This window comes from Pseudomonas cavernae, assembly GCF_003595175.1.
GTDB classification, from domain to species: Bacteria; Pseudomonadota; Gammaproteobacteria; order Pseudomonadales; family Pseudomonadaceae; genus Aquipseudomonas; species Aquipseudomonas cavernae.
The window spans coordinates 2,188,556-2,201,811 of sequence record NZ_CP032419.1; the positions used below are offsets into that span (position 1 = coordinate 2,188,556).

Here is a 13,256-nt window from a genome sequence, read left to right on the forward strand (position 1 = left end):
TATGGGGGCTCTGACGAAAGCTGAAATGGCGGAACGTCTGTATGAAGAGCTAGGCCTGAATAAGCGGGAAGCCAAGGAGTTGGTGGAGCTGTTCTTTGAAGAAATCCGGCAGGCGCTGGAGCTTAATGAGCAGGTCAAATTGTCGGGTTTCGGCAATTTTGACCTGCGAGATAAGCGACAGCGCCCGGGACGTAATCCAAAGACAGGAGAAGAGATTCCGATTACGGCTCGCCGTGTCGTCACTTTTCGCCCCGGCCAGAAACTGAAAGCCAGAGTTGAAGCTTATGCTGGAACCAAGTCATAACGACGAGCTTCCGCCGATACCGGGCAAGCGCTACTTCACCATCGGTGAAGTAAGCGATCTTTGTGCGGTGAAGCCGCATGTCCTGCGTTACTGGGAGCAGGAGTTTACTCAGCTCAATCCAGTCAAGCGACGCGGGAATCGCCGCTACTATCAGCGTCAGGATGTGCTGATGATTCGGCAGATTCGGGCCTTGCTTTATGATCAGGGCTTCACCATTGGCGGTGCCCGTCAGCGCCTTTCCGGCGATGAAGCCAAAGACGACACGACTCAATACAAACAACTCATCCGGCAGATGATCGTTGAGCTGGAAGATGTCTTGTTGGTGCTGCGGAAATAGCTCGGCTTTTCAAAAAACTTCCATATTTCATAAGCTTAATGTATAGTTCGATCCGCTTTCAGTAGTAGTCGAGAGCGGTTTGACTTAGTCGGGGCGTAGCGCAGCCTGGTAGCGCACTTGCATGGGGTGCAAGGGGTCGAGTGTTCGAATCACTCCGTCCCGACCAAATAACCCTAGAAAATCCAGTCACTTAGCGGTGACTGGATTTTTTTTATGGGCACTTTTTTTTATTGCTTCTGTACTCGGCTGACATGGTGCCCGTTTGGTGCCCGTTTGTGCTGTAAGGAGGCGACGGATTTGGCACTACCTTGCGAGATGTTTGGCACTTCCTTGCGAGGCTCGTAGCAGCGAATTTTGCAGGGTGTTTGGCACTCGGCCTGTCTGCTGAGAGGGTCGTGCCGATTCGGGCACTGTAGCAGCGATATCAGGTTTCTTCATTGCCGATTGAAAAGCGCGGGCGATGGGGCCAACTCCACCCCGGAGAAACTCATTCCCCACCGCCCGCAACCCGTTGTGCAGCGCGCCTGGTTCAGGCGCAGCCGCTAGTGATCATTGAACCCATACCCCATCATGCTCGATCCGGACGATCTGTCCCATGGGGGAGCGGGTGCCGCCGCCGTCTGTCGACGTGACGGTCTGGTTGTCCAAGATGTAGGCCGTCGCGAGCAGATGTGCTTGGGTGATGGTGCCGTCATTGACCCATTTGAGCGCGTAGCTGGTCGGCCGCTGGACTTGGACCACCAACTCGCCGTCTTCGCCGCCGCTGTTGTCCACGGTAGCCCTCGCAGCGCCTGCATAGGTCAGGTCGGGGGATTCCATGCCGGAGACGCCGAAACCTTCGCTGTCGACTGCCACTATGGTTCCGTAGAACACGTGAGCACCTGCGGCCAGGGGGATTGGGATGATGTCTGGTGCCCATCTTTCAAAGGGACGATCTTTGGCGATGCTGGTCATGCTTCCTCCTAGAGGCGAGTTTTGCCGTGCTTGAGACGAGCCATGCGCAGTACATCTGCGAAGGACTCCTGTTCGGCCTTGAGTGGCGGTAGGCGGTTCCCGTCGATGGTCAGGTTCACCGTGCCGAGTGATTTAGGGGTGTCGTGCATTGCGGCATTGAGCACGCCGTCTGCTGCGGGAATGCTGGGGGTGAGTCGATTACCCACGAACCCACCCGCCGCGAACTTTGGCAGACGCAGGCTGTTGAACTGTTGCAGCAGCTCCGGCCCGTAGTGCTGCACAGCCGCTGCGCGCATCACGAACTCGCCGTTGGAAAGCCGCGCCAGGATGGAGTCGCTGGTGCCTGAGCCAGGGCCTTGGATGAGGCCACCGATGGCATAGCCCGGATAGTTGACCTGCGGGGTTTGCAGGGCCATGGCGTTCATCGCATCGGTGCCTTCGACGTTGTAGGGCACCATACGCACCGGGATGGTCAGCGTCTGGCCGAGATTGGCTGCCAGGGCCTGCATCTGAGAGACAAGCGCGCCTACCGCTTCCTCGTCCATGGTCGGGGTAATCTTCACCTCCTTCAGTTCGTCGGCCTGGGCTTTGAGTAAGGCGATGTTCATGGCGATGACAGCCAGCTTGTTGTCGGCCTCGGTCTGCTCTAGGTCGTTGGCCGCCAGCTCGATGTCCTGCAGCTCCTTGGCGAAGCCGCTGAGGCCATAGGTGTTTTCACCGGCGGCCTGAAGGTCGAGCAGCATCTGCCGCGCTGCTTCGGCCTGGCGCTGAGCCGTCTCGAAATCTCCCTTGCGTAAGGCCTCCTTAGCGCCGACCTTGAGCGCGTTGGCGCTCGCATAGCTGGGTTCTTGGCTGGTACTTGGCAGGTTCAGCTGGGCAATCGTTTGTGCGTATTTCTGCTCGATAGCAAGGCGCTCATCCTTGACCTTCTTGCTGTCGGCGAGCGCCTTTTTCTCGGCGGCCTGAAGGGCTTTGATCGCCGTTTCGGCATCTTTCAATTGCCGATCTTGCAGCGACTTCAGTTCACCAATGTATTGGGTCTGGGCATTCACTTCTTTTTGCCGAGCTTCCTCGGCGGCAGCGTGAGCAGCATCGGCAAGCGCCTTCATCTCGGCATTCATGCCGCTCTGCTGTTCGACCAACTGCACTCGCTCCTTCTTGAGCGCATCCAGCTTGTTTTTCAGCTCGTCGTCCGAGTAGAGCATGTCGACGAGAATATCGCCGACGCTCCAGCCATTGAGGGTCTTTTCGATGGCCTTGATCTCGTTGTCGATCTCGTCGATACGCGTGATGCTGCCGGCCGCCTGAGCGGCCCAAACCGCAATCTGATTTCCCAGTGAGCCGAGGTCGGATATGGCGCCAAGGGCGACCGACCCAAGACGCACGATGGCGGAAGTCACCTGGCCGATTCCTTCAGCTGTGGCTGGGTCTTCGACCTGCTGGCGTAGGGCGTTCAGCGAGTCGATCAGTGGCTGAAGGTTGGTCTTTCCAACGGCCCCGTTTATCGAGTCCGACAAGGCTGTCATGGCGCCGCCTACCGTCTCCGGCAAGCTGGCCGCCTCAGTGCGCAAGGTTTCGAGCTGGCTGGTCAGTGCGTCGGTGACAACGCCCGCTGTCAGCAGGCCTTGCGCGGCCATTTCTTTCAGGGCTGCAACCGGGACACCGATGCCTGCTGCCAAGGCTTGCATGAGCCGCGGCGCCTGTTCTGCCACGGAGTTGAACTCATCGCCTCGCAGTGCGCCGGCCCCGAGTGCCTGGGCGAACTGGATAACGCCGTTCTCGGCCTCCTGAGCGCTTGCGCCCGATACCCGAAAAGCTGTTGCCACCGACTCGGTCAGCTTGATGATGTCCGCCTGAGAGCGGCCAGCCTCCTTGAGTGGGCGGCTGATCCGGCCATAGAGGGTGTAAAGCGATGCCAGTGGCGACTGGGTGGCCGTGGCAATGCGGGCCAGTTCGGCTTGAGCGGTGTTGAATTCTTCCTGCGAACTGGTGGCCAGCTTCAGCCGGGCATTCATCAGGGTGTAAGCATCGGCAGCGCGGGCGATGGCCGCAATGGATTGCACGCCGGCATATGCACCGATGGCGCTGCCAACTCCTGAACCGATGCGATTCGCCAAGGCAGCTTGCGCCCCAGCGATCTGCGCCTGGCGACCGACCGCCTGAGTCGTCTGGACGGCCTCAGTGCGCAACTGGCGTTGCTCTGCGGCCAACTGGCGCGATGCGGTGCTGGTCCTGAGCTGCTGTGCTGCCAAGGCGGCCAGGGCGATCTGCTGTCGAGCTGCGGCACCGTCTAGATTCCGGGTTGCCTGTGCTGCGGCCAGCGTTTCGCCTTGCACCTGTTGCAGGGTGGACGCTTGGCCGAGGGGCTTCCTCAACTGTTCGACCAGCGCCTTGAAGTCGCCACGAAAGCCCTGAGCTGCCCGTTTGGCCTGCTCGGCATCAAGGGAAATGGAAAGCCGGACGTCTGTCATTGCGTTGCCTCAGCAGCCTTTAATGCGGCCAGGAAAAAAGACCAGGGATAGTACGGAGTGTGTACATGCCCAAGGCGCACCAGGGCATGTACACACTTATCAAACTCGCTCAGACCTTGGCGTTTCCGTCGTGGCCGCTCATGACCTTGACGCGACGGAGGAAGTCGAAAAAATCCGGATTCAGCTCCTTGCATACCTGGATCACTTCGCGCAGTTGGGTGGGCCGTAGGGCGTCGATCTGCTCGTCGGCCAGGCTGCTCATGCGCTTCAGGTCGCTGAACGCGCAGTCATTGAAGAAAGCCACATCAATCAAGCCCTCTTCGCTGAACTCGCCGGAGAGCCAGGTGCGCACCTGCATCACGGTCATTTCGCGGACGGTGATGCGGATATCGCCAAAGACCAGCTCGCGGCTGTTGGTTGTATGTTGAGTCACTGTTTTTTCTCCTGGTGCGCTGCGATGAGTGAGTTGACGCAGCGCGTGGGTAGCAAAAGGCCTGAGTGCTAGTCGCTGATGGCGCGATTGAGGGAGAGAATCTTGGCTTCGACATCTGCCAGCTGCGCCTGTAGCGCCTTAAGGTCGCGGTCGGCTTCATTGGCCAACTGCCGACGCGCTTCGGCTGGCGGGTTGTCGCTATTGCCCCAGTCTTCGCCGTAGCGGGCATGCAACGCCTCAAGCAAGCGAGCATGGATAGCCTCTGGAAAGTAGAAGCACAGCTCGGCACCGCTTACGGCAGCACCTAACGCGCCTGCCAATACGTCAACCGATCCCGAGTCTATTTTCTGCCACTCGATCTGACTGTGAGGTCTGGCCTGTCCATGGGTGGCCGGGGTTTCACGTAAGCTCCAGCGGCTGGCAAAACCTTCCCCGCGCTGGTCAATTGCTCGGCGCAGATAGGCGGCGTAATCCGTCAAGGAAATCGGGCCGTACAGCGTCCCGTTGACACGACTCATTGCTGCCGAGATTTTCGAATCCAGTTCGACTTTCAGCTTGCTGAGGATGTCGCGCTGTTCTTTTACGGCCGCAATCGTTGCCTCGTATCCATCAGCCTTGTGAGCGTTGTTTGTCATTGTGTGTACCTTTCAGAGGATGCCTGGTTGGAGCGGCTCATTTAGCGTGAGCCGCCGTGCCATTTGCGAAGTGGTTAGGTAAGCCAAGGGCAAACAAGAACCTTGGCGCTATTCGCCCAGGGGTTGCCGCCGCTCTCATCTTTGGCCAGTAGCTTGAGCGCTTGCCCTTCGAGGCCAGGGGGTACGACCAGAATATTTGGGGTGATGGCCAGCGGCCGGCCACCATCGGCTTTCATGCCCCGCATCGCTGCACGAGCAGCTCCGTAATGGATCGCGTCCAGGGGCTGTTTCGAGGCATAGGCCATCTGCCAGAAACCAAAGCCGGCATTGCAGCGATAGCGCACGCCGTGCACGTATTCATCATGGTTAAACACGTGGTCGCTGTTGGTAGGGTCTGTTTTGCTGACCAGCTCAGCCTTTGTGCGCTCCTGAAAGATAAGCGGTTTGATCGACCGAGACGTATCCAGCAGATACCACGTCGGGCCGGCATTAGTGGCCGGTACATCCATATTGCTAACCGCTTCAGCAACGCCAGTGCCGTCGACGTTCGGGTATACCGGGTGCTCCACATCGAAGAAGTTTTTCCCGTCATAACAGGCAGTCGAAAAGCCAGCGGCCAGCAGGTCAAAAATCAGCTCATCAGGATGAGTACCCGTAGCTCGGCCCATCTCTTCAAACATCGGGCGGTAAACCCCAGCACTGTCGTCTTCAACAGTGGTGCGAGGTATACCTACTGTCGCTTCGAACAGTTTGTTGTCGATTGAATAGCTATGAAGCTGCATGTCTTTCAATACACGAGGGCCAAGCCATTCGCGAAGTCGTGGGAATTGACCGAGCCAGCTATAGACGTTACTGGCTGCTGCGCTGGGGATCAGGGTTGCTACTTCTTGCCATTGGCTTGGTGCGTTTTCGAGCCCGCGCTTGTAGTCAGAGTGGAGTCCGACGAAAAGCGCCTGCAATAGGCCTGGGGTTACAACTGCCATTAGTGAATCTCCGGGGTGGTTTTAAGGTGGGCATGCAATGAGTTGGCGTTGCCTGCTGGCGAGTGTCGAGATGTCGCGGGTGGTCTCTTTAGGATGATCCAGATATGGCGGTCGCTGAGTTGATATAAAGTTGCAAGGTCATTAACAATTTTGTTCATGCTCCGACCTGCAGATATGCCAGCCTCAGCCGCATGATGAATTTCAATGTTGCGTAAGGCGCGCTCAACTGCGGAGCAGCTCGGTATATAGAGAACTTCCCCGCCGTAATATTTAATCAATCCTTGAACTAACTGCTTACTTCCAATTTTTTCGATTAAATTTTTCCCAGCCTCGCAAATTTCACCTTTAGGAATATATGTGCTCGTGCCGCCCATGGCTTTTGCGATGGTGAACGCTCCGTATATCCCCATCCGGCTAGCCAAGTTCTGCACCATTTCAGGCAGTAGATGGGCTACCAATTCAAGGTTGCTCGGCAAACATAGCGGCTTAGGTGGCTGTACTTGAGTGCATATATTGGTCACGTGGTGTTTTCCGGCTGTCCAATGAGTGATGCCATTGGAGCCATTTACTGACGCCCATCATTAGAGGATGGACGTCAGTAGGAACAGGGGCCGAATTTGGATGGTGTGCATGAAGGAAATGGTGGTGCTGAAGGGGAAATAGCTTTGCAGTAGTCCGATGGACTGCCGGAATTGCCCGTCAGGCGCGTTAGACCCGCGTTAGATTTGCGAAGAAACAGCAGATTGCATAAAGGTAGGGCAAGGGGAGCGCTTTAGATCGAACGCCCGTTACAGGGCGTTCTGTGCGTTTGAGCTTAGATAGTTGCTCAGGGTGAGTTCAGGCGGGTTGAGAGAGGTGGGAGCGTTGTTGATCCGTACCATGCTGGCGAACAAAAATCTCCATGGCGTCGGATAGTGGGTGCTCTATATCGAAGTCGCCATAACGCTCTAGGAAGGTCGGCCACCGACTTAGCAGGACGCCATGTCGCCGCATGCTTGGTATTACCCATATCCAGGCTAGAGACCATTTTCCCTTGCGCTGCATAAATGCGCAGGCCCCTACAATGGTTCCGGGGGGAAAGATGCCATTGTGATCAGCGAACAGGTAACCGTGGGCGTTTGATGTGGCCTTTTGTGCGCTGCTGCCATTCCACTGGAGGAAGTCGTAGTGGAACATTCTCCTGAACTGTGCAGCTCTTTCGCGAACCGCCTGATGCATCCATAGAGGTGAATTCCCGTTAACTAGCTCTGGCTCCTTGTGGCGTAGAAGGCGCTCCGCGAACTGGCGCTTCGGTTTTGGTTCAAGAATTCGTTTTAACCTGCTGTGCTCTGAGCGATGGGTCAGGCTGGATTCGAGGTCTCCTTTTTGATAGCAAATTCCGCAATAGTCGCAGGTTATATTCTGGCGCGGTTTTAGGTTGCGATGTTTGGGGCCGGTTACCTCCAGTCGATATGCCTTTTCTTTCACCATGATTACTTTATATCGGTATCCGGTGGCGCTTTTGAAGCGCTCTTCCTCCCAGAATCCATGCATGATATCTAGGTCTGATTTAATAGTTATCCGGGAGCGGTGTCTTAGTTTTTCATGATTCCAAACGCTAAGCTCGCTTTCGGTTAGTGTGGTCTTGTTCTTTAGCTTTTTTGCAAGTCGCTGAATGATGGGTGCCGGGTTTAGATCAATTCCAAGGTCTTCTAGGTGGATTAATAGGGCTGCTGCGTCAAAGGCTTCGATGCCAGGATGGCCGACAGAAGAGCTATAGGCAAAACGGGGCTTGTGGTAGAGGTAACGCAAAGGAATGCTGTTATATGCGGCGAGTTCTTTAATCAAGAAACTTAAGCGGTATGAGCCTCGACGCTCAGATGAGGATATGTAGTCCTCAAGGTCGCTCAAGTATATGGCGCTGGACTTGATAAACTGCTGTTCTTGGGGTGTTAAGAAATTTCTCTCAGCTGGTGGCGTGGGCTCTTCCTTCAGGAGCTCAATCAGCCTCTCCAGAACATCGACAGGCAGCTTTTCAGACATGAGGTCGTCCTTGGCTTGGTGCTTAGGGTTGTCAGCCAGCCTGCCAAGTACCTCATGTATCTGCAAGGCGACTATTTGTCATGAGGAGGCCTGAGGACGAAAACAACCTTACCCACGTTCGGGTCATACAGTTGAGCGCTGCGCTGAATCATCGGTGCTTGTGGCCCGGTGTACATACTGCGTTTAAGTCGGTATCTAGCCTGTCTACCGGGTTGTGACGGTGTTACCAGGTCGAGGTATCCACCCCAATTCAGCCACTTGAGATAGTTCTTGGCGGTGGCCAGGCTGGTGGCTGAGGCAGCGCTGGCATTGGTGGCCAACTCTGAAGCATTGACGCTGTCCAGTATGCGCAGCGTTCGCCACATGGCTTCTGTGCCACGGCCTTGCAAGCTGGGTGTTCCGTCTAGGCGAAGGCGAGGGGCTTCGGCTCCGGTGTCCCTTACAAGTCGGAACGCCGCCAGTTCACCAACGCCGCCACAGCGCTCCAGAAAGCCTCCTTTGCGCAGGCAACTGATGTAGGTTTTTACCGTCTCATCGGCGATGTTCGTGCGCCGGCTAATGGCGTAGCCGCTGATTCCGGCCGGGTATTGTCGCAACACATCCCAGATTCTTTGACGGTTGTCTTTGCCATCTAGCATGCACAGGTGGGCGGGTTTTCGGCCGTTGTTCCGCATGTGACTCATCGCCGTGGTGGCTCGCCAGTGAACCACCTGCGCTCACCCCATTGCTCTAGGTTGATGCTGTCCAGGCACATTGCAGATGCCTCGGAGTAGACGTGGTACAGGTTGACGACAATCCGCCGCAAGCAGCCACGGACAGCCCGCAGTAAGTCCTCAAGTAAGTCGTCATCTATATACAGTTTCGGGTAACTGCTGTCGGCGAGTATGCGTATGTCCTCGACGGTTGCTGGCAAGGCGGGTACCCACTCAAGCACGCGATTGTGTAAGCGCTCCAGTTTCGCCAGTGAGTTGGGGACCCGCTCTTCTCCAATAAGTACAAGGGTGCCGTGGCTTGCGTTATAGATGTCGGTCAGTACGTTGGCTGCGGCTTTGTCCAGCAGGTACTGAGCGTCATCCACGATCAGTGGGCGGGCGCTGTGTGATAGCTGATCTGCTATCTGGTCAACCATCTCCGACATCGTACGATGAGGGAAGATGGCCATTTCTTTAAGAATCGCGGCGAGGAAAGCCTTTTTCGTCCAAGTGTCTCGGCATTCGACGTAGTAGCCGCGATAGATGTTGGCGGCAAAGGTCGCGCCCACGGTCTTGCCAAGACCGCTTGCACCGTACATCACCACCAGCCCAGGTAGATTGTCAGGACGGTTTTGCGCACGCTCTATGGCACTGGCCAGCAGCCCCACATTGGTCAAAGGTACGATCTTCGATCCGTTCATTGTTTTCTCCGTTTCGGCCTGCTCAACGGGCTGGCATGGTGTGCTCGAAGACACGCCGGATAGCTTGAAAGTCGGGGTGTTTGGGGTATCGCTGATGCCATAGCGCTTCTTCATCCGTAATGACTTCGCCGGCCTGTAGGCGAGCATCGAGGCGTTGCCAGAGTCGATAGCGAGACATAGCGTCACCCGGCACCTTGAAGGGATCAGGCGTAGGTGCTGCAAGGCGTGCGGCATGTTGACGTGCGGCAGCCAACTCCTCCTGGCTGTAGTCAATGACAGGCTCGGAAACCAGTTCCACGCGTTGGCCGGTCAGGTTCTCCAGCTTGGCCACGGTCTTCTTGAACTGGCCCTTGGCCTGTTTGGCATAGCCCTGCTCGACTATTGAGGGGGCTATGTAGTCGCTGGCGTTACCGTTCAACCTGGCTTCGCCTATCAGCTCACCACTCATGGTACGTACCCATACCCGAGAGGCGTCACGGACGTCATATGCAACCCACACCTGCTTACCGTGTAGGTCAGCAAGGGCGTCCAGTGCATAGCGCTCGCCAGCCCAGGCGATTTCACCACGCATGGTCTTGCGGACGATTTGAGGGCGAAACAGGTCATGCACCACTTCGGGTGGCGCCTTGAGTGGTTCCCAGCCCTTGGCAATGGCGACGTCCCAGGCTTCCAGCGGGGTCATGTGCCGGCGCTGGAAAGTCTGTGGGTCGCGTATCTTGGGCAAGCCCCGGTGTGGCTTACGGTTGTAGGCTTCTATCTCCGCTTCGGCGCCGGCCCTGAACTCGTCGAAGGTGGGCATCAGGCTTGTGCTGCCGAAGTCTCGCAGTTGCCGGCGGGTGATCTTGTGCACCTTGTGGCCTGCATGCCGATCCATATCGGCGCCCAGGTAACTGGGGAGTTTCTTGGCCGCGTTCACCCATATGGTTTGGTGAGCACGCTCAATCAGCCCGCGTGCTTGGCTGTTGTAGGGCAGAGCGTGGACCATGCTGCCGCCCAGGCGCTCCACGACTTCCCGGACGGTGCCGCTTTTGTAGCCAGGGCCGTTGTCGACGTAGAACATCACGAACATGCCGCCGCGCTGCACGGCATCACGCAGAGCGTCGAGCACGACAATATGCGACTCGGCTTCACCGACCGAAAAACCGAGGGCGCGGCGCGTGGCGACGTCGATAACCGTGGTGATTTCCGGACGGTAAGGTTTACCGGTGCGAGGGTTCAGCACCTCGGCATCAAAGGTATGGCCGTCGGCGGTATATACCTCGCCAGGCAGCATATTCAGCGTGTTGCGCCGGTTAAATGGTTTATGCGCTTTGGCTTCCTGGGTACTGCAGCGGCCAAGCTCGCGGGCATCGACGCTCAGCTTATTAAGGAAGCGGCGCACCTGGTGAATGCTTGGGCGCTCGCCAGAGTGCTTGCCTGCGAACTCTGCATAGCTGGCCTCGACGCTGGGCTTTGTCGGGCGCTGATAACAGCGCAGAAAGTCCGCAGCCCATTCCGGCACATTTACCTCTGCTTTACGCCGGGCCGGCGCCAAGCCTGCCTCGCCATGCTGTTTGTAGTCGGCAAGCCAGCGTTTGAGTGTGCGTTCGGATAGGTTGCGGTCGCTGGTTTTGCGGTCGTTAGCACGTTCCAGGCGTTCGGCCAGGTAGAGGGAGAGTTCTCCGGTATGTATCTGCTCAAGCAAGGTAGCGATGGCGCGTCGTTGTGACGTGACCTTGCTCAGATGCTCGACCTCACGGATGAACGCAAGGCGAGCGATCATGATGGAACGTTGCGTATCGTTTAGGCGTGACGAGAAATTAGCATCACGCTCGATAACTTCCGGCGAGTTGGCGGCGCCCACGGTTTTGGATAGCAGGGACTGCTGCGTTTCGGCAGGCAGTGAGGCAAAGGCGTATTCGCTGGCCTTGCTGCCGATCCGCCGTTGGCTGCTCCAACCGGTGCGCTGTGCGAGGCTGCGGATAGCACGGGGAGTAGTGGGCAGGCCTGGCAGGCCGGCGAGTTCCTGGGCGGTGTACCAACTGTTCATAGGCACCTCTTGTACGTGTCTGCCGGACCGACCGAATGGCCAGGCCGGCATGGGCGATCAAGCGGCTTGGCGGGCGGCGCTGAACAGAGCTTCGGCGTCGTCAACCAGGAGGAGTAGTGCGCGGGACACCTGCGCAACGTCTCGGCGGCCACCGTCCTCGGTCGAACAGATGCTGAGAACGCTCAGCAGCTCCTGTACAGCGCCAAGCCGCCATTCGGCTGCGTCCATCAGCTCACGCTGTGCAGCGCTACCGTCGATGAAAAGCACAGGCTTGGTTCCGCCCTGGGAGCCGGATTCAAGAGGTGTGAAATTAGCCATGGGCCACCTCCTGAACGTCCAACGCGCGGGCTTTGGCCATGGCCGCGTTGTAGCGAGCCAAGCGAACGGAAAGGGACGAGTCCGCACGTAGGGCGGCAACTGCGATGGCCCGAAAGGCAGCAGCGTGGGTGCTTGTTGCGGATGGGTTGCTGGCGTACGGGTGGTGCATGTAAGTGGTGCTCCTAGAGTTGAGGAGCTGCCACGAATCGCCGTCAAACGATAATGGTGGCAGCTGTGCGCGGGTTGACGGACCGGGACTCTAGGCACCCGGCGCACCCGAAGGTGCCCCACGCACAGCCGCCATAACTCGAAACGGCAGACACAAAAAAGCGCCTGCAATGAGATGGTCGGCGCCTGTGCGCCTAGAGATGTTCGGGCCGTCAAACCCGGTCGCTGAATTTGCAGCGACGGCCAAACCTTAGTGGGTTGTTTGGCACAAGGCAAGAGCTAACGGCCTCAACCGGATAGAAAGCACGTGTAGAAAAGGGATGCTTGACGGGTCTTCCAGACATTCAATTCCCTCCACTGAAAATCCTGCTGTATCCCATGAAAACCGCATGTGAATCAGTTGGTTGGAAGGATTTGAACGAGTTGAATGTCGCGGTGTGGGTGCATTCAATTCAGGGGCTCAGCATTGAATGCTGAAGGGCCGCTTTTTGCCTTGATCTATGGGCTGTCGCAGTTCTTAGAAACTGATGTCTTGGCGTGCAGGTGAGTTCCGCTTGATTTGGCTGGTGGGCCGAAGCCAAAACCTCCAGAGCGCCCGTTGTTTGGGGGATCGGCCCTGTCGGAACTGAAAGTTTGGGCAGGGCCGATTGCGCGGGTATCAATCGGAAGTTGATCAACTGGCTAGGCTTTCTTTTCACAGCTAGCGCTTTGGGGCTGGTGAGCGCAGGAAGCCCGCTGAGGGTGGTGGTTTTAGAGAATGGAAAGCAAGGAAACCAGACTGCTGCGCAGTTGCTATTGCAGCGTGGGGAATAGAAACAAGTAGTGCTGGGCCTATAGTTGATTAAAGGGATGTAATGCGGGGGCTGGCAGCGTCCGATTCTTCTACGCTTATAGCCCTACGCGAACCCGTGTTAATCCATATAAATATGGTTTAAATCAGTACGTTATGAGCAATCAGATGATTCGGACGCACATTCGTAAGAACGTCCAATTCCGAGGCTTGGAAATGGATGCTCACTGGCAATTGAGGGGGAGCCTGAGTCAGGGCGATTGAGAAGCTAGGAGGCTGTGATTTGAAGGCTCGCCGGTTTCAAGTTCGGTCAAGGTTGGCGGTCAATGTTTTCAATGCCTGCAGGAAGATAAACCTTTAAATACAGTAGGTTGAGGGATCTTTGACCGAACTTGAAAGCATGAAAGTTCGGTCAATCT

13 protein-coding genes and 1 tRNA gene are annotated in these 13,256 nt (G+C 56.9%); 3 read left to right on the forward strand and 11 right to left on the reverse strand.

Going from position 1 to position 13,256, the window contains the following annotated elements; translation table 11 throughout:
* Position 1 precedes the first annotated feature (1 nt).
* The 3 genes from ihfA (at position 2) to D3880_RS10145 (ending at position 807) form a co-directional block, all read left to right on the forward strand.
* Entirely contained in the window at positions 2-304 is a 303-nt protein-coding gene (ihfA, locus tag D3880_RS10135; protein WP_003243414.1) for an integration host factor subunit alpha, read from the forward strand.
* On the forward strand, positions 285-641 hold the full coding sequence (locus tag D3880_RS10140) for a MerR family transcriptional regulator (RefSeq protein WP_119893345.1): 357 nt from the start codon (positions 285-287) through the stop codon (positions 639-641). The genes ihfA and D3880_RS10140 overlap by 20 nt, the downstream gene beginning before the upstream one ends.
* Before the next feature lie 89 nt (positions 642-730).
* A tRNA-Pro gene (locus tag D3880_RS10145) sits at positions 731-807 on the forward strand.
* A 383-nt stretch (positions 808-1,190) separates the two neighbouring features.
* Here D3880_RS10145 and D3880_RS10150 read toward each other — a convergent pair.
* From D3880_RS10150 to D3880_RS10190, 11 genes are all read right to left on the reverse strand, one after another.
* Entirely contained in the window at positions 1,191-1,595 is a 405-nt protein-coding gene (locus D3880_RS10150) for a hypothetical protein (protein WP_119893346.1), read from the reverse strand.
* Positions 1,596-1,603: 8 nt separating this feature from the next.
* A complete protein-coding gene (locus D3880_RS10155; protein ID WP_119893347.1) occupies positions 1,604-4,066 on the reverse strand; it encodes a tape measure protein in 2,463 nt (820 codons plus the stop codon).
* A 109-nt stretch (positions 4,067-4,175) separates the two neighbouring features.
* Entirely contained in the window at positions 4,176-4,499 is a 324-nt protein-coding gene (locus D3880_RS10160; RefSeq protein WP_119893348.1) for a hypothetical protein, read from the reverse strand.
* Between the two features lie 68 nt (positions 4,500-4,567).
* Positions 4,568-5,134 (reverse strand): hypothetical protein, encoded by a 567-nt coding sequence (locus tag D3880_RS10165; protein ID WP_119893349.1) that lies wholly within the window; start codon positions 5,132-5,134, stop codon positions 4,568-4,570.
* A gap of 74 nt (positions 5,135-5,208) precedes the next feature.
* Positions 5,209-6,117, reverse strand: coding sequence for a Mu-like prophage major head subunit gpT family protein (locus D3880_RS10170; protein WP_119893350.1), 909 nt, complete (start codon positions 6,115-6,117; stop codon positions 5,209-5,211).
* Positions 6,117-6,638 carry a Mor transcription activator family protein gene (locus D3880_RS10175; RefSeq protein ID WP_162934974.1) on the reverse strand — a complete coding sequence of 174 codons (522 nt, stop codon included), beginning with the start codon at positions 6,636-6,638 and terminating at the stop codon, positions 6,117-6,119. The genes D3880_RS10170 and D3880_RS10175 overlap by 1 nt, the downstream gene beginning before the upstream one ends.
* Positions 6,639-6,954: 316 nt before the next feature.
* Complete coding sequence (locus D3880_RS22705) at positions 6,955-8,139, reverse strand: hypothetical protein (RefSeq protein ID WP_162934975.1); 1,185 nt, start codon at positions 8,137-8,139, stop codon at positions 6,955-6,957.
* A gap of 71 nt (positions 8,140-8,210) precedes the next feature.
* Positions 8,211-8,813, reverse strand: a complete 603-nt coding sequence (locus tag D3880_RS22710) for a hypothetical protein (RefSeq protein ID WP_162934976.1) — start codon at positions 8,811-8,813, stop codon at positions 8,211-8,213.
* 5 nt (positions 8,814-8,818) lie between these two features.
* Positions 8,819-9,532 carry an AAA family ATPase gene (locus D3880_RS10180; protein WP_119893352.1) on the reverse strand — a complete coding sequence of 238 codons (714 nt, stop codon included), beginning with the start codon at positions 9,530-9,532 and terminating at the stop codon, positions 8,819-8,821.
* 22 nt (positions 9,533-9,554) lie between these two features.
* On the reverse strand, positions 9,555-11,561 hold the full coding sequence (locus D3880_RS10185; RefSeq protein ID WP_119893353.1) for a Mu transposase C-terminal domain-containing protein: 2,007 nt from the start codon (positions 11,559-11,561) through the stop codon (positions 9,555-9,557).
* 57 nt (positions 11,562-11,618) lie between these two features.
* The gene (locus tag D3880_RS10190) at positions 11,619-11,879 is read right to left on the reverse strand and encodes a hypothetical protein (RefSeq protein ID WP_119893354.1); all 261 of its coding nucleotides are present in this window, start codon (positions 11,877-11,879) and stop codon (positions 11,619-11,621) included.
* Between the last annotated feature and the right edge of the window lie 1,377 nt (positions 11,880-13,256).